Source organism: Microbulbifer maximicatervae (SeqCode) (genome assembly GCF_052467955.1).
This window is the reverse complement of the sequence record NZ_CP174329.1, coordinates 1,996,976-2,021,917: the sequence shown is the minus strand read 5'-3', so window position 1 is coordinate 2,021,917 and position 24,942 is coordinate 1,996,976. Positions and strand designations below refer to the sequence as shown.

The 24,942-nt window shown below is 47.1% G+C and carries 23 protein-coding genes and 10 tRNA genes; 10 read left to right on the top strand and 23 right to left on the bottom strand.

All coding sequences use genetic code 11. The annotated features are described in order from the left end of the window. Positions 1 to 5: 5 nt before the first annotated feature. Together ACJJI5_RS08680 and ACJJI5_RS08675 are read right to left on the bottom strand one after the other, a co-directional pair. Positions 6 to 686, bottom strand: a complete 681-nt coding sequence (locus ACJJI5_RS08680) for a hypothetical protein (protein WP_445356028.1) — start codon at positions 684 to 686, stop codon at positions 6 to 8. A 379-nt stretch (positions 687 to 1,065) separates the two neighbouring features. Further along, positions 1,066 to 1,566 (bottom strand): GmrSD restriction endonuclease domain-containing protein, encoded by a 501-nt coding sequence (locus ACJJI5_RS08675; protein ID WP_445356027.1) that lies wholly within the window; start codon positions 1,564 to 1,566, stop codon positions 1,066 to 1,068. Positions 1,567 to 1,829: 263 nt separating this feature from the next. On the opposite strand from ACJJI5_RS08675, the gene ACJJI5_RS08670 reads away from it, so the two are divergent. The 9 genes from ACJJI5_RS08670 (at position 1,830) to ACJJI5_RS08630 (ending at position 9,647) form a co-directional block, all read left to right on the top strand. Then, positions 1,830 to 2,528 (top strand): hypothetical protein, encoded by a 699-nt coding sequence (locus ACJJI5_RS08670; protein ID WP_445356026.1) that lies wholly within the window; start codon positions 1,830 to 1,832, stop codon positions 2,526 to 2,528. A 678-nt stretch (positions 2,529 to 3,206) separates the two neighbouring features. Beyond that, positions 3,207 to 4,085, top strand: a complete 879-nt coding sequence (locus ACJJI5_RS08665; protein ID WP_444912607.1) for a CPBP family intramembrane glutamic endopeptidase — start codon at positions 3,207 to 3,209, stop codon at positions 4,083 to 4,085. 88 nt (positions 4,086 to 4,173) lie between these two features. Beyond that, the gene (locus ACJJI5_RS08660; RefSeq protein WP_444905829.1) at positions 4,174 to 4,671 is read left to right on the top strand and encodes a T6SS immunity protein Tdi1 domain-containing protein; all 498 of its coding nucleotides are present in this window, start codon (positions 4,174 to 4,176) and stop codon (positions 4,669 to 4,671) included. Between the two features lie 73 nt (positions 4,672 to 4,744). Next, complete coding sequence (locus ACJJI5_RS08655; protein ID WP_445356025.1) at positions 4,745 to 5,362, top strand: LysE family translocator; 618 nt, start codon at positions 4,745 to 4,747, stop codon at positions 5,360 to 5,362. Between the two features lie 121 nt (positions 5,363 to 5,483). After that, positions 5,484 to 7,292: a hypothetical protein gene (locus tag ACJJI5_RS08650; protein WP_445356024.1), complete on the top strand. Its 1,809-nt coding sequence runs from the start codon at positions 5,484 to 5,486 to the stop codon at positions 7,290 to 7,292. Positions 7,293 to 7,321: 29 nt separating this feature from the next. After that, a complete protein-coding gene (locus ACJJI5_RS08645; RefSeq protein ID WP_445356023.1) occupies positions 7,322 to 7,621 on the top strand; it encodes a hypothetical protein in 300 nt (99 codons plus the stop codon). A gap of 34 nt (positions 7,622 to 7,655) precedes the next feature. Further along, positions 7,656 to 8,285 (top strand): HAD-IA family hydrolase, encoded by a 630-nt coding sequence (locus tag ACJJI5_RS08640; RefSeq protein ID WP_445356022.1) that lies wholly within the window; start codon positions 7,656 to 7,658, stop codon positions 8,283 to 8,285. A 277-nt stretch (positions 8,286 to 8,562) separates the two neighbouring features. Further along, positions 8,563 to 9,078 carry a hypothetical protein gene (locus ACJJI5_RS08635; protein ID WP_445356021.1) on the top strand — a complete coding sequence of 172 codons (516 nt, stop codon included), beginning with the start codon at positions 8,563 to 8,565 and terminating at the stop codon, positions 9,076 to 9,078. A 317-nt stretch (positions 9,079 to 9,395) separates the two neighbouring features. Beyond that, the gene (locus ACJJI5_RS08630; protein WP_444896630.1) at positions 9,396 to 9,647 is read left to right on the top strand and encodes a hypothetical protein; all 252 of its coding nucleotides are present in this window, start codon (positions 9,396 to 9,398) and stop codon (positions 9,645 to 9,647) included. A gap of 128 nt (positions 9,648 to 9,775) precedes the next feature. Here ACJJI5_RS08630 and ACJJI5_RS08625 read toward each other — a convergent pair. Both ACJJI5_RS08625 and ACJJI5_RS08620 read right to left on the bottom strand, forming a co-directional pair. Next, positions 9,776 to 9,863 (bottom strand) — tRNA-Ser (locus tag ACJJI5_RS08625). Positions 9,864 to 10,744: 881 nt separating this feature from the next. Next, positions 10,745 to 10,832: transfer RNA gene (locus tag ACJJI5_RS08620), tRNA-Ser, on the bottom strand. Positions 10,833 to 11,721: 889 nt separating this feature from the next. Between ACJJI5_RS08620 and ACJJI5_RS08615 the strand changes: the two genes are divergently transcribed. Then, the gene (locus ACJJI5_RS08615) at positions 11,722 to 13,119 is read left to right on the top strand and encodes an adenylate/guanylate cyclase domain-containing protein (protein ID WP_444957222.1); all 1,398 of its coding nucleotides are present in this window, start codon (positions 11,722 to 11,724) and stop codon (positions 13,117 to 13,119) included. A gap of 29 nt (positions 13,120 to 13,148) precedes the next feature. Here ACJJI5_RS08615 and cyoD read toward each other — a convergent pair whose 3' ends face one another. From cyoD to msrB, 19 genes are all read right to left on the bottom strand, one after another. Continuing rightward, positions 13,149 to 13,469, bottom strand: coding sequence for a cytochrome o ubiquinol oxidase subunit IV (cyoD, locus tag ACJJI5_RS08610; RefSeq protein ID WP_444912603.1), 321 nt, complete (start codon positions 13,467 to 13,469; stop codon positions 13,149 to 13,151). After that, positions 13,462 to 14,088: a cytochrome c oxidase subunit 3 gene (locus ACJJI5_RS08605; protein WP_444894403.1), complete on the bottom strand. Its 627-nt coding sequence runs from the start codon at positions 14,086 to 14,088 to the stop codon at positions 13,462 to 13,464. The genes cyoD and ACJJI5_RS08605 overlap by 8 nt, the downstream gene beginning before the upstream one ends. Further along, the gene (locus ACJJI5_RS08600) at positions 14,089 to 16,164 is read right to left on the bottom strand and encodes a cbb3-type cytochrome c oxidase subunit I (protein ID WP_413665088.1); all 2,076 of its coding nucleotides are present in this window, start codon (positions 16,162 to 16,164) and stop codon (positions 14,089 to 14,091) included. Then, positions 16,161 to 17,126, bottom strand: coding sequence for a cytochrome c oxidase subunit II (locus ACJJI5_RS08595; RefSeq protein ID WP_445356020.1), 966 nt, complete (start codon positions 17,124 to 17,126; stop codon positions 16,161 to 16,163). The genes ACJJI5_RS08600 and ACJJI5_RS08595 overlap by 4 nt, the downstream gene beginning before the upstream one ends. 255 nt (positions 17,127 to 17,381) lie before the next feature. Next, positions 17,382 to 17,963 carry a hypothetical protein gene (locus ACJJI5_RS08590; RefSeq protein WP_445356019.1) on the bottom strand — a complete coding sequence of 194 codons (582 nt, stop codon included), beginning with the start codon at positions 17,961 to 17,963 and terminating at the stop codon, positions 17,382 to 17,384. A gap of 34 nt (positions 17,964 to 17,997) precedes the next feature. Then, complete coding sequence (locus ACJJI5_RS08585; RefSeq protein WP_445356018.1) at positions 17,998 to 19,530, bottom strand: DcaP family trimeric outer membrane transporter; 1,533 nt, start codon at positions 19,528 to 19,530, stop codon at positions 17,998 to 18,000. Positions 19,531 to 19,709: 179 nt separating this feature from the next. After that, the gene (gene queF, locus ACJJI5_RS08580) at positions 19,710 to 20,540 is read right to left on the bottom strand and encodes an NADPH-dependent 7-cyano-7-deazaguanine reductase QueF (protein WP_445356017.1); all 831 of its coding nucleotides are present in this window, start codon (positions 20,538 to 20,540) and stop codon (positions 19,710 to 19,712) included. Positions 20,541 to 20,547: 7 nt separating this feature from the next. After that, entirely contained in the window at positions 20,548 to 21,321 is a 774-nt protein-coding gene (locus tag ACJJI5_RS08575; protein ID WP_444916040.1) for an ABC transporter permease, read from the bottom strand. Beyond that, a complete protein-coding gene (locus ACJJI5_RS08570; protein ID WP_413665083.1) occupies positions 21,318 to 22,253 on the bottom strand; it encodes an ABC transporter ATP-binding protein in 936 nt (311 codons plus the stop codon). The genes ACJJI5_RS08575 and ACJJI5_RS08570 overlap by 4 nt, the downstream gene beginning before the upstream one ends. 203 nt (positions 22,254 to 22,456) lie before the next feature. After that, positions 22,457 to 22,532 (bottom strand) — tRNA-Gly (locus ACJJI5_RS08565). A 33-nt stretch (positions 22,533 to 22,565) separates the two neighbouring features. After that, positions 22,566 to 22,641: transfer RNA gene (locus ACJJI5_RS08560), tRNA-Glu, on the bottom strand. A gap of 118 nt (positions 22,642 to 22,759) precedes the next feature. Then, a tRNA-Gly gene (locus tag ACJJI5_RS08555) sits at positions 22,760 to 22,835 on the bottom strand. Between the two features lie 33 nt (positions 22,836 to 22,868). Continuing rightward, positions 22,869 to 22,944 (bottom strand) — tRNA-Glu (locus ACJJI5_RS08550). A 118-nt stretch (positions 22,945 to 23,062) separates the two neighbouring features. Beyond that, positions 23,063 to 23,138 (bottom strand) — tRNA-Gly (locus tag ACJJI5_RS08545). Between the two features lie 33 nt (positions 23,139 to 23,171). Next, a tRNA-Glu gene (locus tag ACJJI5_RS08540) sits at positions 23,172 to 23,247 on the bottom strand. 119 nt (positions 23,248 to 23,366) lie between these two features. Then, positions 23,367 to 23,442 (bottom strand) — tRNA-Gly (locus ACJJI5_RS08535). Position 23,443: 1 nt separating this feature from the next. Then, positions 23,444 to 23,519, bottom strand: a tRNA-Glu gene (locus ACJJI5_RS08530). A gap of 159 nt (positions 23,520 to 23,678) precedes the next feature. Then, the gene (locus ACJJI5_RS08525) at positions 23,679 to 24,455 is read right to left on the bottom strand and encodes a DUF1499 domain-containing protein (protein ID WP_444927315.1); all 777 of its coding nucleotides are present in this window, start codon (positions 24,453 to 24,455) and stop codon (positions 23,679 to 23,681) included. Further along, positions 24,452 to 24,868, bottom strand: a complete 417-nt coding sequence (msrB, locus tag ACJJI5_RS08520) for a peptide-methionine (R)-S-oxide reductase MsrB (RefSeq protein ID WP_413665066.1) — start codon at positions 24,866 to 24,868, stop codon at positions 24,452 to 24,454. Before msrB ends, ACJJI5_RS08525 begins: the two co-directional genes overlap by 4 nt. Positions 24,869 to 24,942: the final 74 nt, after the last annotated feature.

Genomic DNA, 24,942 nt, shown 5'->3' with positions numbered 1-24,942 from the left:
CACCTTTAGCTATTAGCGCTCGGAATAGAGTTTGCTGCCTCCCATTTTTGACTGTGCCTACCCAGCCTTAGCAAAGAGAAACCTAACCAAATAAACCAGACTATTTGGGAAATTCCGAATATTTCTGTAAAGATATCATCCGGATAGATAGTCGCAATTCCCGCCACTCCCACTATCACACCGATAAAATTTAATGGCCGGGAAAAAAGCCCAGCTTGCAATGCAGCAACGCTAATTAACAGAACCCAAAGTCCACCTACCAACTCATTGCCACCACCAAGACTCTCAACCATCAAGTATATTATTCCCCAGGTATCGGAAGCCTTCTGAACACTGACCTCCATAAGCCCCAAAGCATAGGCGAGCCCTATATTTGCGATCATACCGCTCGCTATGACAAGGCCCACCCAGACTGCTCCAAACAAGGATGCCAATGCAGCAATCTCCCTCCTCTTACTTTTTAGCTTTTCATATAAGCTAACTACCACACAGCCCAGTAATATCGCAAAGACCAAGTACATTAGGGTATAGGCAATATTAAAAAACAGTTGATTTTCTGCCAAGAACGTCATTTTTTCTATGGGGCTCCCATCCGATGGAAAAGACCAAAAAACACCAAAGAATACAAACGCACTAATGTAAATTAACCCCATGCCAAACGCCGAGATACCCGCAACTCTATCCATAGCTCTCCCCTATCATCCTTGAACTCAATTCAATGCCCGTAAATATCACTTTAATTATGTAACCCAAGGAAGCCAAGTTCGTAACACCCCACCCTATCTAAGCGGCAAGTAATCGCAGAAATGAATATTCAGCAAGAGAAGAAAGTCACAGTACTTTAACCGAAGTGTACATTAATGCCATTTCTGACTAGGGTTCATACCAGGACCTGTTGGTTAAATGGATAGCTAAATATCACTATTGCCAATTAACCCGAAGGAGATAACAGAATGGGGAGCAAGGAGTAAAGGATCTAAATAACCTGGAGATCAGTGATTTTCATCAGGAGCCGATTTACTTAAAAATCAGCTCACTGTCAGCTCTAACGGTAGAGTGTCGTATTCAGTCACCAAGCCGATACTTACGGGCCACAACCTCAAACTGACGAATATAAATGGCTTGGGCTGGCTTATAGGGCGGCAGCCACTGATCGGGCCCTCTATCTCCCTTACTGCGATTGTGGCCATCATCAACCAGCCACAAATTTGCAGGGTCTTCTGCAAAAGCTCTGCGCTGCTCCCGGCTCCAGCTAGCACCACCGTACTTATGAGCCCAAGATAGCGGTACTATATGCTCCACATCCAGATCCGAAGCTTTTTCAAAAAACTGTCCCGTATAGGGATCCATCCACAAGCCTGTAATCACTGTACAGCTCTTCTCATTGCTGAAGGCAACAGGAGCCAAAGAGAGACGGATCAATAGCTCCTGGCGAGTATTCTGGCAATCACCATCGACATCAGACCACCGTGGCAACCACTCATTGCGATCATAAGATTGAGGGGTTACTTCATAACACCCGCTGAGGGTCAGCATGGACACTATTAATAAAGACTTGAGTCGCATAAAGCTAAACTGCGGCTAATTACTGCTGGGGGAGCATTTTGATTGTAGCTTTGAGCTCCGTCAAGAAGCCAATCCACTTTGACATGAGCACAAATCGGTACAAGTGTGCTGTATCCACCCACTCCAACGAATGAATATCATTAAGCTAATATACGACTGAAAAAATTTAGATGGTTAAGAAATCGGTATGTAGTAACAATAGCTATCCCCTATACTACTTAAAGGTCGAGAACCATTACAGCAAGGATATAAGAGGCAGAATAATGAAGTTATCTTTAGCACTAATTTTCATCACACTTCTTTCTGCCAACGCTTCATCTCAAGTCAACATCCCTGGCACCACACTCCAAGAACGGATATTTGAACTAAATCCCCCAGTAATAGATTCACCCACGATGTCCTTTTCGGAGATTAGACAGAATATATTAAAACTCAATCAGTTTATTGGTGGATACCCACCCAGTTTTACAAATGATAAAGAAAGAGAGTTGATCTATCGAAAATGGCTTATATTAGTTTCCGAAGCAGAAGCTTTTTACACAGTACATAATGGCTCAGAAGAGTCGCTTTACCTGCTATCAGAACTTTACCGACAGGGCCACAACATGGATGTAGAGGGTAGCGCGGAAAAAGCATTCAATAACCTAAGTGCGTGTCTTCACACTTTTAAAAAGTCCGTGATGTGCAACTTTTCAGCATCCTATTTCTACCTGTCAATTGACCCCGCATACTTAGATAAAGCAGAGCTAAGCTTATCCATACTAAAAGAACATTTTAGTCCCAATCTTAACAGTGAGGTCGAATCTGGTTATGTATTCTTGCATATCTATCGCCAAGACATCCCCAAAGCAAAACAGCAAATCGACTTCTTTATCCAAAAATTCCCCAACTCTAGCAGAGTCGCAATGTTTGAAAACATAAAACAAAATTTAGGCGATACCATAGAGTGGAAACAATATTAACCAATGCCCTTTTATAACTCAGGAGCAGCACAGCGCTTCACATTAAACGGCTCAATAACTAAATCGCCGGACACTACCTATACGTCACTTTCCGAGCGATGTCTTACCCTCTAGGTTACTTAACAACATTAAGCTATAGAAAGGAGGACGTAGCCCCTTCATTGTACAAGTGTACAGGCATTCAACCACATATAGCACCTCAACTACTTCGGTTAGCAGTTATTAACCTAGCGGCTACAGTCATGGCCTAACTTCTATCAAATACAAAATACTTACCTGAGGCTAATACACTTGTTTTAACAACTCTAAACATCCCATACAGAATGTCATTGAACGAATCTACAAGAAAATACAATGACCCGTCTGGTAAGATCAAAACCGCTTAGGTAAAAGTAAGGAAAAACTGATCGAATTCACTATAATCGAATAGCTCAGTAAAAAATCCAAGGAACATTAATTCGAGAGACAGTTAATAGGCTATTCCTCCCACATTTAGAAAATATGATTCAGAAAATGTAAATTTTACCTTACCTCAATAACAGTACTCTGCAGGGCAACCTTCAAAACCTTACGCCTCTTGTAATCCCCACTCATTAACAGTACAAAAAATATCCTATTTCGCACATAGACATACTACAGATTAGCCATTTTCAAGATAACACGGAGTTAACGATCTAGATGAAAGAATCGCTGAGTTCGATCAAAATTATCGTTGTTTTTTTAATTCTCACAGCGAGCCTCTACCCTATCGGATACTGGCTAATTTTTCACATGGAAAGCGCAGTACCCTTAATGCTTTCTGTTGGGCTTGCCACGGTCACAACATGCTTGATATTCAAGAAGAGCCTGGGCTCCTTAGGATGGTCTTGGGGAAGCTGGAAATATCAGTGGTTAAGCTATTTGGTACCCTTGGGCTATGTAGCAGCTGCCTACCTCATTATGTGGATCTTAGGTTTCGGGGAGTGGTATAACTCAGAATACGTTACGGCACTAAGAGAAGGGTATAAAGTAGATGGCTGGAGTGATACCAGTGTAATCCTCTTTAGATTCTTAATTACTGCGAGTATCAGCTTTATATTGATACTGCCTGGAGTTTTAGGAGAGGAGATTGGATGGCGTGGATTGCTTGTACCTGAGCTCTCAAAGCTTATGTCCTTCTCAGGGATCGCACTAACCTCTGGGTTTATATGGGCCGCCTGGCATTGGCCCATGATGGTAGCAGGTGTCTACGGGAATGAAACAGCCCCTCTCAGCTATCAGTTGTTTTTCTTTACGCTAGGCTTAATGTCAATGTCAGTCATCATGACTTACGTAAGATTAAAGACTAACAGTGTTTGGCCTGCCGTTATTTTCCACATGAGCCACAATGCATTTATTCAAAAATTCTTCAATCCATTGACCCTACAAAGCACAGATTCAGGTTGGTATCTCAATGAATTTGGTATGGTTTTACCTGTAGTTATTTTTTGTATCAGCATTTATTTCTGGAGAAAGGGCCAACAAGAGTTCGGCTCCGCTCAATCTGCAAGCGAACTGCTGTCTCCACAAAAATCTTGACGTAGTGCCATGGATGTGTGACAGAGGCTTGGATTAAGAACAATCATGAGTTTTGGGCAATTTTACCGCAGGCATATAGAAATACATTATGGATAATGAAGTAGATATTTTTGCTCCAGTTACTGATCTAGGAAAAAGAGATGCCCTTGAATGCTGGAGATGGCTAGTTGGCAAAAAGGCCTCCATGTGTCTTCTGACCTCCATGGGGGATTTATTCTTCAAAAGGAAGGAAGGCCTACTGAACAAGGAACGTGTCTATTTCCTAGATACTGGCACAGGAGAAATGGAACTTGCCGCTAAATCCTGGAATGCATTCCGAGAGATGATGGCAGCAATGAAAGATATTCCGGGCCACTGGTTTAAATATAGATTATTACTTGAGTTAGTGGAGCAACCATTAACTCAAGGTTGTTGCTATTCACCAATCCAACCACCGATAATGGGCGGGGAGTACATTACAGAAAATTATCAATCTATATCTTGGGAAGTCCATCTAGATCTGTTAGGACAGATACATGAGCAACTCAGCGGCCTTCCCCCAGGAACACCAATAGCTAGTGTAAGCTTAAAAATTGAAGAAGATTGAGAGGCCACCATTCAAAAGGGTTATCCCTAAATCCAGTATTTAAATCTATAATTTCATGTCAGGACTTGTCCTTATGATAAGCATTGAGTTTTTGATTACCTCTTTTATCGTTGTGTTGATACCGGGAACGGGAGTTCTATATACAGTTGCTGCGGGGCTATTCATGGGTAAAAGAGCAAGTATTTCTGCAGCGTTAGGTTGTACGCTAGGCATCATCCCCTCTATCCTTGCTTGCATCATGGGGCTGTCCGTAATTATTCATACCAGTGCATTAGCATTCCAGTTTGTAAAATATGCAGGGGTCGCGTACTTATTGTACTTAGCTTGGTCAATGCTTAAATCTAGCAACTCCCTGACTCTGGAGGAAAGTCAAAAGAAACAGAGCTTAACCTCAATTGCTTTCAAGGGGTTTATAATTAATATCTTGAACCCAAAGCTAACCATCTTCTTCCTGGCATTCTTACCCCAATTTATTCCCTCTCAAATACAGAACCCCGTAGATAGTATGTTGATTCTTGGACTTGCCTTCATGGCTATGACCTTTCTAGTTTTCATTATTTATGGCTTACTAGCAACAGTCATTCGAAATTATGTTATTCACTCAGAAAAAATTAGCGTTATTATCCAACGAGTCTTTGCTGGCAGCTTCGCAGCTTTAGGACTCAAACTCGCCTTTACGAGCAGGGAGTGAGCCCCTCACTAGCAAAAACAGTAAAGCGATTACTAGTGTTAGGTGTAATGTTACTTCAGGCATACCCTATTCAAGCTTCCCTCTAAGAATCTCAATCGTAAAAGCATAAGCACAAACAAGCATGAAAATTTTTTTGACCCTTTCGGTACTCGGATTTTTCTTGACCCAATCACCTGTAGTAGCCGCTTCAAAGGCAGACCTTATGACCAACAGCGCTATTGGTCAAATGCCCTCCCGGTCCTTTCCCTCTAGCGGCTCCGAATATTGGATAGAGCGAGAACAAGCAGTAAGTTTCGCAAAAACCGATGACTGGGAAAAAGCTATTCCCTTGCTCGAAAAACTAACCGCCCAATATAAAGATGATGGAGACACTTGGTTTTTACTCGGGCATGGATACATCAAGACGAACCAATGCAACAAAGCAATTCCTGCGCTTGAACGAACGCTAGAGCTAGGGACAATCATGTCAGGGATAAGATCAGCTTCATCCCCCTCTAACGATATAATGATCAAAATTGCACAATGCCATTCCAAAATGGAAGAGAAAGACCAAGCGCTAGGCTGGATTCAAAAAGCACTCGATTTCAGATGGGATGACCGGAAGAGTCTCATTGGCAGCAGCGATTTTCAACACATATCTCAAGACGACATGTATAAGGAGCTTTCAGGGGAAAGCCAGCTGGAAAATTTATCGAGAGATGAACGCTGGATGACAGATTTAAACTTCCTAGCTGATGAAATATTACGCCTACATGTTAACCCCTACCATCACTCATCAAAGGAAGATCTAGCATTACACATAGACGAAATTAAAACAGAAATCCCCCACTTAACCGACCAACAAATCGTATTTAGAATGATGGCGCTACTTGCCAGCTTAGGGAATGGACACAACTTTATTGTCCCAACCCACTCTAGGAATGGCTCATTCAGCAAGTTACCAATCCAGCTCTATTGGTTTAATGATGGGATATTCATTGTAGGTGCCGATACCGAATATAAGCATATTATAGGGAAAAAACTCCTTTCAGTAGCCAACCAGCCGATAGATGCAGTAATGAAAAAGATTGCCACTGTAAATGCCCGCGATAACGAAATGCAACAATACTGGCTGGGGCCTTACTATCTGGCCTTACCGGAGGTTCTCGAGGGTTTAGGCATAGTAGAAAGTGCATCGAAGATCCCACTAACTTTGGAAGAAAAATCAGGAGCCAAAGAGCAAGTAGTTCTATCAGGAAAACCTTTCAACTTTACAGGTTTTCCAACCTTACCCGCACCTAATAATAGGGACAACTTACTTTACCTAAGGAACAAGAAAGAAAACTATTGGCTTGAATACAATTCTGGCAATGATCTCCTATATTTACAATTTAATAGGGTCGCACAAGATAAGTCACACCCACTGGACGTATTCAGCAAAAAGATCACAGCATTCACCAAGGGTAGAAAAGTCAAAAATCTTGTTCTAGATTTGCGTCACAACAGCGGCGGCAATGGTTCTATTATCCCTCCCTTAACAAGATCGTTAATTCATTTTTCAGAAAATAGCGAAGAGAATAATCTATTTGTGATTATTGGGCGAAATACTTTCTCCGCTGCACATTTGTTACTTGCAGACCTCGATCGCTTGACTGACATCATCATTGTCGGTGAACCAAGTGGGAGCAGACCCAACCATTTAGGTGAAGCGGGATGGTTTAAACTTCCTTACAGCGGTGTCTGGGGAATTATTTCATCTCAATATCATCAGGCCTCAAAGGCCGAAGATCATCGCATCTGGATTGCACCACATGTTCCCGTAACACTCTCATCTGAAGAGTATTTCGCAGGAGAAGACCCCGCAATAAATCATATAATTAGAATAATAAGCCACAAAAAAGAAAAAGCAGCAACACCCTCACCAGGGTCAGTTAGCACGGCAGGATTTTAGAGTTAATTATACAAAGGAGACGGATCAACATGTCTTTAACTTGGATTATTGTAGGCTCATTTCTTCAATTGTCTTTTTGCGGATTCCTTTTTATGATGGCCGCATTCGCTGGAGGTGGCGTAGCTAATAGAGGAAATTTATCAAAACTATCATCAGTGATACTTGCGGCTTCCCTATACTTACTACCCTCAATTAGCATACTTGCCGCCGGTATTGTTATATACCAATACAACCTCGGAGGGGACGCCTCCTCTTATTGGTGGCACTTCATGCCTGTTGCGGCGGCGGCTCTATATATCATTTATATAAACTCACTATGGGAAAAATAGCGTAACATAAAAGAAATCAATAGGAGTTTCATCTGTGAGTAAATGCCTGCTTTTTGATAACGATGGCACCTTAGTTGATAGCGAACACCTCTCCAGCATTGGCTTAGCTATTATGTTCGAAAATTACGGAATAAAAATAGATGCTGATGAACTGGTCATAAGATTTAGGGGCTGGAAACTGGCAAGTATTCTATCCCTATTAGAAGAAGAGAATAATATCAAACTGAAAAGCAATTTTGTTGCAGCTTATCGCGATATAGTCACAAAAATCTTTACCAGAGAGTTAAAACCTGTTGAAGGTGTAGCAGACGCTCTTGAGGCACTTGATGGTGAGAAAGCGGTAGTATCTAGCGGCCCCCTGCAAAAAATCAAGCATTCATTAGATATATGCGGGCTATCTAAGTATTTCGGAAATAATTTATTCAGTTCATATGAAGTAGGCATATGGAAGCCTGATCCAGGCATATACCTACATGCCGCAAAAAGTATGGGCTACCACCCTGAGAACTGCTCCGTTATAGATGATGGGCCAGTGGGAGTTCAGGCTGGTATAGAAGCAGGCATGAAAACTTACTTTTTTAATCGTCTTAACGAGGAATCTAAAACCGTTGGCGTAGTCTCCTTTCAAGTGATGAGAGAGTTACCAAAACTAATAGGTAACTAATCCCCCAAGAACACTATACCTTTAGTTTATTAACATCATTCATTCAAGCTCATGCTACAACCGGTCATCATGGGCGGCAGAGAAAAGATGGTTCCCGACAAGCAATATCTATTTGGCTCTTTGCCCATGGGAGGTACAATTTAGCCATTAACAGTAGTGCAAAATATAGACAGAAAACCTATCATTCCATGCCTAACAGGATGTCGGTTTCACACGACACCTCTAGCACTAACCCTTATACCCATCCTCACAAAACCTACATCTGGCTACAGTAAGAATGTTCTCAAAGTTATTTAAAAAGAGTAAACCACGAGTCTATCTGGATAAAATGATTGTCGTCTCACAGAATGAATTTAGCAAGACTGGTGCTTGGGGGGCTTTTAAGGGCGAAGATTTAGACGCGGGCATTCGTCATAGGCTGGTAGAAATTTTCTCCTTACCACATATATCGAGTCGAATAGAACCTAAATCCAATGATTTAGCACTAGAGGTTGTAGTCTTAAAAGTAAGAGGGGGTGAGTTTGACACCGCATACTTTGGAGAATTTGGTGCAATGCCTGTATTCTGGCGGCCAAAGATTGAAGTCGCAGCTCGACTCTATTACGCCGACTCCAAAAAAACACACTCCTCTTATAGGGCTCGAGAGAAAATGCCATGGAGAGAATATTTTTCAGGTGTATTCAGCCTAAGAGGGATGCTCAGATATAGGCCTGTTTTTGGAGCAAAAGAGCTAGAACCTATTCTCTATAGAGCATGTGAAAAACTGCTTGCCAGTATGGTGAAGTCAGTATGAAATACCGTAAATTTAGGCAATCCGCTACTACTTACGGACTTATTTTTTCCTGCGATAGAGATATCACGGCCCTAAGATAGGATATTAAAGTAACCAGGACTTTTGAGAGTTATCGAGAGGGTGGCTTTTAAGTATAGTCAGATTTGCAGATAAGCTACTAGACTGAAAGGGCTTATCAAACCCATACCCTTTCAAATTTGATAATAATATAAAAAACACACTTGGACTGGCCTTGAAGTAACAATCAGGCACGACTTGTGATGGGTGCTGCACTAAATCGTATACTTAACAATAACCTTAACTTTCTGGTGATTGTAATGCTCAAAATCAAAGAAGCCGCCGCTTTTATTCTAGTCGCGTCCCTGATGGGGTGCTCCTCAGATACTCCAGAGGATCCCAAGCCCACCACACCGGTCGGTTCAGACAAGGATGCCCACGGGTGTATAAACTCAGCCGGCTACCTTTGGTGTAGTAAAACTAAAGAATGCGAACGACCATGGGAACTTGCAGAGAAGGCTGGCTTTGCTAACACTCCCAGCAATTTTGATGAGTATTGCGGTAATAAATAGGGTCTCTGCCTAGCAGCCTCCTCCATCTATAGGAGAAAGCAGTGACAGCTAAGGTCTTTGATACTCAAGACTAAAGAACAAAAGCTTCAGAAATAAAAAAGCCCGGCATAAGCCGGGCTTTTAGAAGATGGCGGTGAGGGAGGGATTCGAACCCTCGATGCCTTTCGACATACACACTTTCCAGGCGTGCTCCTTCGACCACTCGGACACCTCACCAAATTGTCACCCCCTGCGAGGGCATTCCGCTTTAAAGCGGCCTCTCTTTCCAGCAAAACCCTTAAGTAAATCAATAGGATAGCTGTTATATCGTCGAGAGAGTGCGCACTTTACCCAAATGTCGAAGAAAATTCCAGTGGAATCTGAGGTGAATGTGTACTTACCTTTTTCTTAGTGCTCATGCTCAGCTACTAGCGGCTTCCCTGGGGGGCTACATAAACCATTGGAGGGCACCCTAAGTATCTCCCACACCGCCGCCAAACTGGCCAACTATGCCTGGAAAAAGCTTTGCGCCCGCCCCTGTTAGGGTTTGTTTATTGCGTTATAGCTGATTGATACCGGCAGTGTAACTCTCACTTATATGACCGACGGCACAAACTTCCAACAAGCCGCTCTAAGTGAAAGAAAAAATAGGAAGTAGAGAAGATTGTTGAATAAGAAGTTTTTACTCAGCAGGTACAAATTTTATTTAGATAATTTGCCTCAATAAGAGCCAAAATATAAATATGTATGACTTTAACCCAAAAAAGTAGACAGTGGAGCTGCAGGCAAAAGCAAGGAGAAGAGCTAACTCGCAGTTAAAATTCCCTCAAAACCAACTTAGCCCACAATTTAGACAGCAGGGATAATAGCAACAAAAATGAGGATCTATATAAAATACTACAGCAGAATGAGTAAAGAGGCCTTTGTGTACCCCCTTAAATCTAACAGCCCGTCAATTATAAGCGCAGTAGTATTTGGCAAACCCTTCTAAGATGAGCCCCCCCTTAGCAAAGCCCAAAAATCTCTGGGCTGACGAGTAGAATCGCCAAAAAAGACATAGAGAAACCAATCGAAAGGTAGAAACAAAAAAGCCCGGCATAAGCCGGGCTTTTAGAAGATGGCGGTGAGGGAGGGATTCGAACCCTCGATGCCTTGCGACATACACACTTTCCAGGCGTGCTCCTTCGACCACTCGGACACCTCACCAAATTGTCACCCTTCGCGAGGGCTCTCCGCCTTGTAGCGGTCTCTCTCTTCGGCGAAATCTTCAAGGAAATCAGGAAGATAGCTGCTGTGTCGTCGAGAGAGCGCGCACTTTACCCAAATGTTCCTTGTTGTGCAAGCACTAATGCGAAAAAAGTCTCTCTGGCTGTTAAAACGGGGCATCATGAGGGAGCTCAGACTATCCGCTACAAGTCACCACGGCTATTTGCCCCTTCAAATGAGCCCCTCAGCTATCGCAGGTTTGGTGGCTAGACTCTGTGAGTCGATTGATCCAGGCTCTATATTTGTCCGACCAGCATTAGTTTTCCGGCCTGCTCTGCCCCTTCAGTTCTCCAATATATGGGCTGTACAACTTATGTAACCCCTTGACTCAAAGGTGAATATAAGCCCGGCTTTATCTGAGGCCGATACCCAATCCCTTAAAGCAGTTATAGGAAAACTTGCCTTTTGCTGACACCCCCCTTTTCCCTTCACCTGGTACAAGTCGCCCGGATTCCTGAGCTCAGATTGATCTAGGTTAATAATGTCGGAAAAGCACCCTGTCATAATCCTTGGCCTGCTGTAGAGTCAGTGGTCGCTATCTATATAAACCTTGATACGCAAAGCCCTAAGGTACCCTCCCTGCCTAAACTGCAAATCTGCCATGAAAATTGGGAGGTTCTGAGGCTGGAGGTGCGGTAATATCACTGGCAACAACAACGAGAAAAATATCACTTGCATGCACAGTTTTTTCGCATTCTGTTCCTCGGAAGAGTAAACTGCGCTGCTGGAGTCACGGCGTGGCTATACGGTGGATGGGGAAATCGGAGCCACCCTATCGCCAACGCGCAAGGTGTTCACTTTCTGCTCAAACGGACAAAGAACAACACAAATGCAGGACCAGCTTGAGGAGAGCACGGGGCGGAATGTTAACCCTCGCTACTCCACCTATTTTCGCACCCTGATTTTATTTGCCGCTGCCGGTACCCTGGCAAACGCGGTGAATTGGGATGCGCCATGGCAATCAGACAAGCTGGTTATTACCGGATCTGCTCTTTTTATCATTGCTTATACCGCTCTCGCCCAATTTATCCTCTACAAAACTGGCGATAAAAAAGCACTGAAAACCCGCCGCTGCCTCTCTTTCCTGGATACAGTACTGATCGGCATCACCATATCCCTGGCAGACTTCAGCATGCTGCCCTCGCTGCTGCTGGTTACCATGGCCCAGCTGAATGCCCTCACTGGGGGCGGCGGTGGTCGCGCTTGGTTTGAGCACAATACCGGCTTACTGGTTGGGGTCGTTATCGGGTACCTGATGCACGAGCCATCTCTGCTAGTGAGCGCTGACCTCACTATCAGCACCGTGAGCCTGATCTGTATTCTGGCCTATTTATGCGCCTATGCATTCTTTACCCACCGCCAGATTGGCCAGCTTAAGGAAGCCAATCACTCCCTGATGGTTGAGCAACGCGTTAGCAAGGTTCGCTCCTACAAGCTTTCCAAGTACCTGCCACAAAAGCTGTGGCGCTCTGTCACTACAGGGGATGAAGAAGCTCTGGTGACCCAGAGAAAGCTCCTCACCGTTTTCTTTTCTGACATCAAAGACTTCAGCCAGCTCACCGAGGAATTAGAGGCAGAGACCTTTACCCAGCTGCTCAATAATTACCTCTCTGAAATGGCACGCATCGCTGGGCAATACGGCGGCACTATCGATAAGTTTATCGGCGATGCGGTAATGGTTGTTTTTGGGGACGATGAGAGTAAAGGACCAAAGTCAGACGCTCTGCGCTGCGTAGCTATGGCCCTGGCGATGCGTAAACGCGTACGTGAAATGAAGCAGGAATGGTACAATAAAGGTATCTCGCGCCCCCTGCAGGTTCGTATGGGTATTAATACCGGCTACTGTACTGTCGGCATTTTTGGTACTGCCAACTACCAGTCTTACACGGTGATGGGTACCCACGTTAACCTCGCCTCTCGATTGGAAGGCGCCGCCCAGCCGGGAGAAATCCTGATTAGCCACGAGACCTGGGCCATGATCAAACACACGGTAATGTGCCGGGACAAAGGGCATATCACCGTAAAAGGTATTAGTACCCCGGTGAAGGTTTACCAGGTTACTGATCTGCGTAAGAACCTGGGCGGCCAGCAGAGTTACCTGGAGGAGCATGCCCCCGGATTCTCAATGCATTTAGACCTGGATAAAATCCGAAATTACGATAAAGAAAAGGTCTTACAGTCCCTGCAAAAAGCAGCATCCAACCTGAAGAGCAAAGTCATTATCTAATTTTATAAAAGGTGCGTAAGCGTAAAATACTACATAGTAGTATGCATACGCACCGCCAGGTTCCCCATAATCCAGACTGTACCCAACACAATAATCAAAAGAATTAAGCTAGAGAAAAGGATTAACGCCAGGTTATCCCTCCGGTCCCGCTGGGTCGTTACGTTCAAGAAATATTTTAATTGCACCACCAGTTGCGCAACCCCTAGTAACGCAACCAGAATCAAAACACTTTTATTCTCCCTTCCGATCGTCAGCACTGCGGCAAAAGCCGCCAGAGTGAGCACAATAGACAGGATATAACCTGTGATATACAGCCGCAGGTGTTGTGCAAAAGTCGGTTCTTTAGCCATAGACCCAGCCACCGAAATAAACCACGGAAAAAATTCCGATCCAAATCAAATCGAGGAAATGCCAGAATAATGCCAGGCGCAGAAAGCGCAGCTTTACGACATCCCCCAATCCCATAGTGAAAACCTGAACGATCAAAACGATCATCCACAGACAGCCGAAAGTGACATGGAGACCGTGCAAGGGCACTAAGCCAAAAAAGGCTGACAGGTAACCACTGCGCTGTGGCACCCCTCCCTTCTCGGCCATCCCGGCAAAGTCGTACAGTTCCAACGCCAGGAAACCCATGCCCAGCAACAGGGTTATCACCACCCAAAATAGAAAGGCAGCGCGACTGCGTTCATGCTTAACAATAACTGTCGCAATACCCGCAGTGAGGCTGCTGGTTAGAAGAAGCATCGTTTGGGCGAACAAGCTGCCGAAATCAAAAAGCTCTTTCGGGCCCGGCCCTCCGGCGGTAGCGCCCACCATGGTGATATAAATCGCAAATACCACCCCAAAGAAAATCAGGTCGCTCATCATGAAGACCCAGAAGCCAAAGATCACCATATCGGGATCTCTGTGGATGGCTTCGTGGGGATTGATGCTGCCCGGGCTTTTCGGTGAAGAGACGGGATTCATTTAGATCTCCAGCTTCGCAAGGCCGACATTTCGCGGGGAATCTTCCAGGTCCCGGCTCACTGCCTCGCTCTTCTCGACCAAGGCCAACCAAGCTTCCGTATCCTTCTCTAACTGACTGGCAGGAATAATATATTCCGTTTCTTTGCGGAAGGTGGCCGCGATAACTGCAACCAAAATGGTTAATGCGGAGATCAGTGCAAGCCACCAGATGTACCAAACCAGGGCAAACATCAAAATTCCACTGACAACGCACAAAATAAATCCGAGAGGATTATTTTTAGGGAGCTCTATGTCTCGATAGACTTTAGGCCGCTTATAGGCTTCACCGTGCTCCTTAGCCTCAGTAAATGCATCCCGATCAGTAACCTTGGGTATTTCAACAAAGTTATAAGCCGGTACTGGAGCGGGAGAGTTCCACTCCAGGGACCGTCCATCCCAAGGATCACCCACAGGAACCTGGGTTTTCTTTCGGTCCCTGATACTTACGATAAATTGAATAACCAGCGAAATTAAGGCCGCCAGAACAATCATTGCGCCGATAAAAGCAACGATCATGTACGGCTTGAATGTGAGATCGGCATAGCTGAATGATCGTCTTGGCATCCCCAATAAGCCGGCGCCATAGAGCGGGAAGAATGTCACCATAAATCCTGCAAACCAGAGATAGGCTGAGCGTTTACCCCATTTATCATTAAGGCGGAAACCAAATGCTTTGGGGAACCAGTAGTTGTACCCTGCCAAAATTCCAAACAACACGCCGGGTATCAGAACATTGTGGAAATGCGCCACCAAGAACAGTGTATTGTGCACTTGGAAATCGACAGTGGGGTTAGCCAGGATAACGCCGGAGAGGCCACCAATCACAAACAGGATTAAAAATCCGATGGCATAAACCATTGGAGTGGTAAAACGTATTCGACCGCGATACATGGTCGCCATCCAGTCGTAAACTTTCACTCCGGTCGGCACCGCGATCAGCATAGTCGCTATACCAAAGGCAATATTAATCGTCGGACTCTGCCCCATGGTAAAAAAGTGATGTAACCACACAGTAAAGGACAGGATCGCAATACACATGGTGGCAATCACCAGGGATTTATAGCCGTACAGGGTTTTTGCCGAATAGGTGGAAAAGACCTCGGAAAAAATACCATAGGCTGGCAGCACCAACAGATAGACCTCAGGGTGACCAAAGAGCCAAAATAAATTGGCATAGTTCATCATATTTCCACCGAGGTCATTGGTGAAGAAGTGGAAATCCAGGTAGCGATCCAAGCCCAACATTAAGGCGGCAACGCTGAGAGGTGGCATTGCGAAAATCATTAGAATGGAGGCACAGAGTACGGTCCAACAAAACAGTGGCATACGGAATAGGTGCATTCCTGGACCACGGCATTTATACACGGTGACGGTGAAATTAATCCCCGTTAATGTCGTCCCCGCCCCAGAAAATACGATCGCCCATATCCAGTAGTCAGGCCCAACCCCAGGGCTAAAATCCGCCCCCGTATAAGGCGGATAAGCCGACCAACCCCCAGTAGAAAACTGCCCCACCACCAGAGAGACCATCAACAAAATACCGGAGGAAACTGTCACCGCCAGGCTGATTTGATTAAGTACCGGGAAGGCCACATCACGGGCACCAATTTGCAGCGGCATAGCGAAATTAATAAGGCCCACCAAAAACGGAACTGCCACAAAAAACACCATTATGGTGCCGTGTGTACTGAACAACTGGGCAAAGTGATCTGCATAGAGGAAGCCTTCCGGTGCGGCGGCTTGCTGGGCACGCATTACCATCCCCTCCAGCAACCCTCGAACCAACATCACGATCGCAAAAGCGATATACATAATGCCGATTCTTTTGTGATCAGTGCTGGTCAACCAATCCCGCCAGAGTGTTCCCCAGACTTTAAACCAGGTCAATAAAAACAGGATTCCCACTGTTGCCAGTATTACTATCGAGCCCGCCACACTGGCAACGGCCTCACTGACTGAGGGCCGCTCAAGAAACCCGCTAAATACCAGAGAATCCCAATTGAGCTTACCCAGCCAACCGTAATCCAAATTGTTCATGGCTGCGCTCCCTCGGCATCATCCTCGCCTCGGCCGAATTTTCGGGTGCCGGGCTGCTCTTCTATGCTCAGCGGTTTACCGGAGTGATAACGCATTACTATTTCGTGAAAAAGGTCTGTGCCCGGCAAGTTAAAATACAGTGTATTTTCTGGCATCTTGCTATTTCCCAAGACTTTGTATGCTTGTTTTTTGGTATTTCGCTGTGCCAGGCGGTTATAATTTTCTGGACTCAGGACAATCCCACCCGTCCGTACTTGCTTTACCCAGGCTTCAAATTCCTCATCAGTCACAACCTTGACTGCAAAATTCTGGTCGACAAAACCATTGCCGGTATATTGGGTATTCTCCCCTCTGGTGTCGCCGGTTTTTGTACCGATAAAATTGAGCTTTGTCGTCATACCCGGCATCACATAAATCTGCCCAGCCAGTGCAGAAATAAAGAACGACTGCATTACCGTATCGCTGGTCAATATCATTGAGACTGGAGTGTGTACTGGTACAACCAATTCACCGACTGTTGCAATATCCAGCTCCGGATAGATAAATAACCACTTCCAGTCGAGCCCCACCACCTGCACTTTTACCGGGGGGACAACGCCCTGTATTTCCTTGTAGGGATCGAGCCGTGCCGTTGCACGCCAGAGCATCACTGACAAAACAATTATGACCAGGAATGGCACACCCCACATAATCACTTCGAGCGGACCATAGGTTTCCCATTTGGGCGCATAGAATCCGTGACCTTTTTTTCTTCGGTATTTAAAGAGGATTACTGGCACCAGGATAAATACCGGGAGAACAGCGACCATGGTGAGTGCCATAGCCCAAAAGAAGTGTACTTTCTGCTCCTCTGCCACTGGTCCCAACGGCATCAGAAAAGTTTCAGAAGCACTGACTGAATAGGGGATTAATAAAATTGAAAGAAAAACTGGCAGAATAAATAATAATCGTGGAGCGTGCACATCAACACATCTCCAGTACCTTAGACACGCACGCCAAAAAACCACAGGGGCTTTTAGATTCCAATCCATGGTAAAGCCTACCGCCAAAAGTAGTTAGCCGGCATCTATTCCTGCTAACGCTTTGAATTCCCTTTCGAACCATTGAACGCGCACTCTTTGATAGGCCCATCAACGGTTTGTCTCACCAGAATAGCTGAATACAACAGTTTTATTGGTCTGGAGAAAGGTTCGATAAAAATCACGATAAATTAGCGGCTATAAAACGCCATTGCCAGACATAGTGCGAATCATCACCTCTACAAACTCGCGTAAATCTCTCTCATTGGGATGGCGCAGCTCCTCCCCTGAATACTTGTATAAAAAAGTATCCGACTGAACCGACCAATAAACTTCGTCACTAGGCGCCGAATATAAACGTGTCTCCACAACAGCAACCTGGGAGTTGCGGATATTCGGGTTGATCCGTTTTAATGCCAACAATTGGGTAACCAATAAAGTGTCAAATCCCCTCTCCCGGAGTAAGGGTGCAATCTCCCCCATTGAGGGAACACCAGTTATTGCCCCGAGAGCACTCCAGGAATGCGCATCAATACCCGTATCCTGCAGTTGCATGACCCACTCCCTTTCTACCTGCCCACCGACTATCGGCCTCGGTACCAGGGTATATGCGAGTACCAGAGTTTTTCCCAAGCTTTGAATACCAATATATGGGGACTGCCATACCCGCGTAACCACGGTACTGGCTGAAGTCCATCCGAGCAGAAAAGAAATCACTGAAAGGCTGCATAACAACCGAATAACTCGTGCTTGAAATACCTTCTCTCGTTTGACTCGCATATACCTGAACACCTCGTTTAAACACTTTACTTTCTTAAAATGTCATTCGGGTCGTAAATTGTGTCCGCACCAAAGACCCCCTATCGCCATCTTTGTCTTTGCGGGCGCCGTAGAGCACCTCGATTCCCGTCAACCAACGGGGAAAAGGTAACCAGACAATATTGATACTGCGGTATTGGGTTGCTTTGTAGGCCTCACCGGGTTGGAAGTCCAGATTATCCTGCCTTACCCTGCCGTAGGTCGCTACGGTATACAGGCAAGGAGTCCACCAGTGCTGGTACCCCAGATACCAGGCTGTAGTGTTTAGTGCCTCTACGGAGTTATCAAAAAAATCATAAGCTGCATCTGGTGGCGCGTCATTAAGTAGACCGCTATATCCCGCACCGAGGGACAAAGAGTAATAAAGAACATCCTTGGAAAGTACGCCGGGCATATTGAAAGTGCCGCTTAAATTTAATCCCCAGCCGGTGGTCGATACGGCTGAATCCGGATCGCCACTCGCACGCAAATCCCTTAATACCAAACCCGCTTGTACCTGGGACCTAGGCAAGTCCGACTCCAGCGCAAATACCGCATCGGGCCAGCGTGCAACCTCGGTTGCATCCTCGAATATTTGTGAATCCGGCGCTTCAATAGCCACCTTAAAGTAATACTGTGGCCCGTACCTCTTAATCCATCGGACCATTGAATGGCGCAAGCCAAATGCCGAATTAGGCCCCTGGAAATCCAGGGTATTGGGGACCGCTTCCAAGTTCGCAAATGTTGACCACTGCTGCCCCACAAGAATACTGCCCCCCCATAGCGCATTGCTCACTTCTCCATAAGCTTTGCGCATACGGGGATTGGGAGTGGTAACACTGGAGTCCTGCAGGAAGTCCATCGAAATGAGGGTTTTAAATTCACGTCCCTCCCAGTGCTGCAGGGTCTCAAATACCAACCTGGAGGTCTGCACGGTAAATTCTGTCTGCCCGTCCGCTCCCTCTGCAGCCGTTTTGTCAAAAGTCACAATATCGGCAGGTACAAATTGTGCGGGGCTGATGATCGCGTCGGTATCATAATTGACATCCAAGTCCGCAAAGCCACTGATCTTCGCCTTCATCGTATTTCCCAACAAGGGAATGGAGCCAGGCCACTCCGTTGTCGCATTGGCAATCACATCTTCGATGTCACTGGGGTCAGGTACCGCCTGATCAGACTGGGCCCGCGGCGGAGGCAGCGAACCAGGTGGAACTTCCTGCCGTATCTCCTCAATCTGTCGCTGTAAATCATTCATATCCTCCTTGCTCACCGGTGCTTCGACAGGCTGTACAGGAGTTACTTCCAGAGACGGTCGGGATGGTGGTGCCCGTTGCATTTGCTCAATTTGCCGACGCAGGGCTTCGAGGTCTGCCTGTTGTTTCTGAATCTGAGCCTGCTGCTCTTCCAGCTGCTGTTGCTGGGCCTCAATCACCCGTATCAGATCATCAGCTTTAACATAAACTTCTGCAGTGGAGGATTGGGAAAAAAGAAGTGGGGCAAAACCGATTACTACGGCAGGAATTACTGGGGACTGGGTATTAATCTCCATCTGTCAGCCTCAACTCCACCTCCTGTGGGGCGGCCAACACAACTACACTGTCGGTTTCCCCGGCCTATCTGGAAAGCGTAGCTTAAGAGTCCGCAGCGCCAACCCAGGTCGGCCTTAGGCAAAGAGTGATATTGAAGGGCCGTACCACCGGGGACTCCGGTGGCACTTAAGAAAGGAAATTATTGACGGGCAAAACGCGGAGGCATACGTTTCTCAATGCGAGTCGATCTCAGCGGATTAATATCCAAGCCGCCACGACGGGTATAGCGAGCACAAACAGTTAACTCGGTAAATTCCGCCAACTGTTGCAAGTCGCAAAAGATACGCTCGACACAGTGCTCGTGAAAATCCTGGTGTTCGCGGAAGGAAACAATATAAGCCAACAGTGCCTCTCGCTTCAGTGCCGGCCCTTTATAGTCCACAACTACTGTCGCCCAATCCGGTTGTCCCGTTACCGGACAATTACTGCGCAGCAAGTGGCTATAAAGAACCTCACTCACATCTTCCTCACCGCCTTCGAGGGCGAGAAGTGCGGGGTCCGGCTCGTAATTATTCACTTCTATATCGAGATGATCCAGACAATAGCCCTCTGGTTTCTCAGCTGCCAGCGCTGCATCTTCCACATCCATCAGGGTAACGCCGACATTTGCCCCCGCCGCTGCAGAGAGGTCCCGCACCAGGGCATCCTGTACCAATCTCCAGGATTCAAACTTGCTCTGGTTGAAAGAGTTTAAATACAGCTTGAAGGATTTTGACTCCACCATACAGGGGCTTTCTGCAGGAAAACTAAAACGAGCCACCGCCACCTGTGGTTTACCCCTGGGGTTCAACCAGGAAAGCTCAAAACCCCACCATTCGTCCTCTCCAAAGAAAGGCATTGCGCCGGCAGAGAGCCCCAACTGGGCTCGGGATACTGAGCGCTGAATTGGATGGAGCAACTCGGGGTTGTAAGTGGATTCGTAGGTGGTCTCCTGCCCCAGGGGGAGGTTTTGCCAGTCTTCTCTTGTCATAAATTTCTCAATGTCTCAGTCGCTTACCGTGGCTCATCAGATAAATGGCCCAGGATGCCAAAAGCGCAATAAATACCAGGACGCCAAAAAATGCCCCGGCAACATTAATATCGGAAACACCCAAAATGCCGTAACGGAAGGAGTTCACCATATAAAGAATGGGGTTCAATTTCGACAACCCCTGCCAAAAAGGCGACAGCAGGTCGATAGAGTAAAACACACCTCCCAGGTATGTGAGGGGAGTTAATACAAAGGTCGGAATAATAGAGATAGCATCAAAACTATTGGCAAAAATAGCATTGATAAACCCGGCCAGGGAAAACAGCACCGCCGTCAAAAATACAATCGCTACCGTGACAAAGATGTGCTCTACCGTCAGCGAGGTAAAAAACATCGCTACGAGAGTCACTATCAACCCCACCATTAATCCCCGTGACACGCCACCGAGAACATAGCCCGCCATAATCACCCAATTTGGCGTTGGCGAGACCAAAAGCTCCTCCACACTGCGCTGAAATTTAGCGCTGTAAAAAGACGAAACTACGTTGGCGTAGGAGTTGGTAATCACCGACATCATGATCAAACCCGGCACAACAAACTCGATATACGGATAGCCCCCCATATCACCGATTCGCCGACCAATCAGGGAGCCAAAGATCACAAAGTACAGTGACATAGTGATTACCGGCGGTACTAGGGTCTGTGGCCATATACGCATAAAGCGCCGGACTTCCCGACGGTAAATAGTGCTGAATGATATCCAGATTAATCTGCCCTTCACTCTTCTAGCCCCGACATTTTTTCTTCCGACAACATGGACAGGAACAATTCCTCCAAGCGATTGGCGCGATTGCGCATACTGGTGACTGTGATGCCCTGCCGCTGTAATGACGCAAATACCTCGGTCAGAGATTGTCCCTTTTCAATAGTGACTTCCAGTGAGTGATTGTCCCGCAAACGCCCTTCATAACCGGACAAGTCCGGGCACTCAGTGAGAAATTCTGCGCAATCCAGGATAAAGGTTTCCCGGTTCAGGGTTTTCAGCAGTGACTTTATCGAAGTGTTCTCGACAATAGTGCCCTTGTCGATTATCGCTATATTGCGACAGAGGCTCTCGGCTTCCTCCAGGTAGTGGGTGGTGAGGATAATTGTGGTGCCCTGCTGGTTTATTTTTTCCAGGAAACTCCACATGGAACGCCGCAGCTCTATATCCACTCCGGCTGTGGGTTCATCCAGAATCAGCAACTTCGGTTCGTGAATCAGCGCGCGGGCAATCATCAATCTGCGCTTCATACCACCGGAGAGCATGCGCGCCTGGGTAGCGCGCTTATCCCACAGCCCCAACTGCTTCAGGTATTTCTCAGTGCGTTCTTCAGCCAGTTTGCGCGGCATACCGTAAAAACCGCCCTGGGTAACGACAATGTCGAACACTTTCTCAAACTGGCTGAAGTTAAATTCTTGTGGCACAACACCTAACAGGCGCTTGGCCGCAGCAAAATCGACGTCGATATCCTCACCAAAAATCGACACTGAACCACCGCTTTTGCGCACAAGGGAACAGATGATACCGATGGTGGTGGACTTCCCCGCCCCATTGGGGCCCAGCAGCGCAAAGAAGTCTCCCGGCTGCACGTCAAAACTGATGCCTTTCAGGGCCTGGAAACCATTGTCGTAGGTTTTCTGTAAGTTATGGATCGATAGCGCAGCGCTCATCTTGCACTCCTATAGTGGGGAGCGTTATTCAACGCGCTTGCCCGAATAATTTCAACCTGAGGGGAGCTAGGGTTTTTCATACACGTCACTTGGTGGGATGAACCGGAACTTGCAGGAGTCCTGGGCAAAAGTAACCGTGCAGAAGATAAGAATTACTATATCGGAAAAACAAAAAGCCGCTCGATTGAGCGGCTTTTTATTTTTGGAGCGGGAAACCGGGTTCGAACCGGCGACCTCAACCTTGGCAAGGTTGCGCTCTACCAACTGAGCTATTCCCGCAATTGACCCGGTAGCATTGCTATCGGGTCGTATTGGCATCCCCAAGGGGAGTCGAACCCCTGTTACCGCCGTGAAAGGGCGGTGTCCTAGGCCTCTAGACGATGGGGACAGAAACTTGCACTTCGACCTTGCGATCCGGTGCTGCCATGCTGTCCATGGCAATGCCACTGATTTCACGGTGGCGTGCTCTGCAAGTTGACTAGAGATCATCTCGCAAAGCAGAAAATTGGAGCGGGAAACCGGGTTCGAACCGGCGACCTCAACCTTGGCAAGGTTGCGCTCTACCAACTGAGCTATTCCCGCAATTGACCCGGTAGCATTGCTACCGGGTCGTATTGGCATCCCCAAGGGGAGTCGAACCCCTGTTACCGCCGTGAAAGGGCGGTGTCCTAGGCCTCTAGACGATGGGGACAGAAACTTGCACTTCGATCTTTCGATCCGGTGCTGCCATGCTGTCCATGGCAATGCCACTGATTTCTCGGTGGCGTGCTCTCCGAGTTGACTAGAGATCACCTCGCAAAGCAGAAAATTGGAGCGGGAAACCGGGTTCGAACCGGCGACCTCAACCTTGGCAAGGTTGCGCTCTACCAACTGAGCTATTCCCGCAATTGACCCGGTAGCATTGCTACCGGGTCGTATTGGCATCCCCAAGGGGAGTCGAACCCCTGTTACCGCCGTGAAAGGGCGGTGTCCTAGGCCTCTAGACGATGGGGACAGAAACTTGCACTTCGACCTTGCGATCCGGTGCTGCCATGCTGTCCATGGCAATGCCACTGATTTCTCGGTGGCGTGCTCTCCGAGTTGACTAGAGATCATCTCGCAAAGCGGGAAATTTGGAGCGGGAAACCGGGTTCGAACCGGCGACCTCAACCTTGGCAAGGTTGCGCTCTACCAACTGAGCTATTCCCGCGTGGCATCCCCAAGGGGAGTCGAACCCCTGTTACCGCCGTGAAAGGGCGGTGTCCTAGGCCTCTAGACGATGGGGACCCAGAAACCTTCTGTCGTTTCGCTCCACCTTTGAGTGTAGCCCTGCGTCAGAAGTGGGGCGCATTCTATGGATCACCGCCAAACCTGTCAACACTCTTTTTGATTTTTTTTCTTTTGTTGTCAGACACTTACAAAACCCAGCCATTTCTGGAGTGCATTCTAGTACCGCTCTGTGCCAGTTCCCTCGAGCACCAGCGCGTGCAGGTGCAACTCTTCCAGAAATTGGCGGATACGCTTCGCATTGGTACCCAAGTCACTGACCCCAACTCGGGAGCTGGAACGCACATCGACTTTAGAGCCACCACCCACGTCAGCGCTGACCCGCACAACGATATCGTCCGTAAAACCGAGGATCGGTGTTTTCGCTACAGCCTCCAGGTGGCCCCGCTGAGGCTCATAGGAAACCACTTTCCAACCCAGGTCTTCGGCCACTTCAGCAGCGATCTCAGTGGTACGAGCTATCGGGAAGTCCACGTGCAACGGCATTATATCGGCATATATATCCGCCTCCCGCTGCAATTCGGCCACCTTCTCTCCACCGTATTTGGCACTGTTGTCGCCTTTCTGGCGCAACTTCAATACCTCTTGATACTGGGGGGGATTGCGGGTATCGGTACTGATGTCGTGAATTCTTGGCACATCGAAGTTGCCCTTGCCTACGGTTACCAGAGGTATTGCCACCGGCAGCAGTCCGAGCAACGCCGCCCATAGAGCATTGCTGCGCACCAACGGCTTGCTCTTGCTCACTCCCCAAACAAAAACAAACAGGCTCAGTAGCGCAATTGCCAAGGCTGCACCGCCAGAAAACACAAATATTTTGAAAACCACAGAGAAGTGCAGCAACCCGTAACGCAAAGCGGCAGCCGCAAGGACGATCAGCAGTAACAGAATCCACTGCACCCGCAATAGCCAATTACTCCAGTGTGATTCCGTCACTCAGTGTCATCCTCCGTTTCATCACTGCCCTGGTCCAGCTTCACCGATAGAGAGTTCACACAGTAGCGAAGTCCCGTATCGGTGGGACCATCGTCGAACACATGACCGAGATGGGCATCGCACTTACTGCAGCGAATCTCTACACGCTGCATACCGTAGCTGCTGTCAGGCAGCTCCTTCACCGCACCTTCATAATGCTCTGCATCAAAGCTGGGCCAACCACACCCGCTCTCAAATTTTGACTGCGAGCCGAATAAAACCTCGCCACAGCAACGACAACGATAGACGCCATCGTCAAAAACATCCCAATATTCGCCGCTAAACGGCGCCTCTGTCCCACCTTCCCGGCAGACCTCAAACTCCTCATCTGTAAGCTTATCCCGCCAGTAGTTCTCATCCATCTGTTTTGACATACTCTAGTGTTTCCGTAATCAATGGGGTTTCCGGTCAGGCGTCACTTTGTGGCAATGCCTATATGTATCGGTTC